Annotated in this window: 1 protein-coding gene; it reads right to left on the bottom strand. The window is 63.6% G+C overall.

Annotated elements, in window-relative coordinates; all coding sequences use genetic code 11:
• The coding region (locus AF337_RS05815) for a ferredoxin reductase domain-containing protein (RefSeq protein WP_483150616.1) at positions 1–321 on the bottom strand (321 nt) is incomplete at both ends.

Genomic DNA, 321 nt, shown 5'->3' with positions numbered 1-321 from the left:
ATTGCGGGTTCCATATAACCACCAGACTTCCCGGGGCGATGCTTCGGCCGCCAAAACATGAAGCATCGCCAGCACCGGCGTCACTCCGATCCCGGCACTCATCAGAACAACCGGCGTATTGCCTGGCCGCAATGTGAAATTGCCGCGTGCGGCACTTGCCTGCACGATGTCGCCAACCTGCAGCTCGTCGTTGATGTAGCCGCTGGCAGCGCCATGGGCCTCCCGCTTGATGCTGACGCGGTAGCGGGTGGCGCTGGGCTCGCCTGACAGCGAATAGCTGCGCATCAGCGCTGGCGCAGAAGCCCCTCCGAGCCACAGCAC

Origin of the sequence: Rhizobium ecuadorense (assembly GCF_001187535.1) — a bacterium.
In the GTDB taxonomy this organism is placed as follows: domain Bacteria; phylum Pseudomonadota; class Alphaproteobacteria; order Rhizobiales; family Rhizobiaceae; genus Rhizobium; species Rhizobium ecuadorense.
Note: the sequence above shows the minus strand (reverse complement) of the source record. Positions and strands in the feature narration are given on the sequence as shown.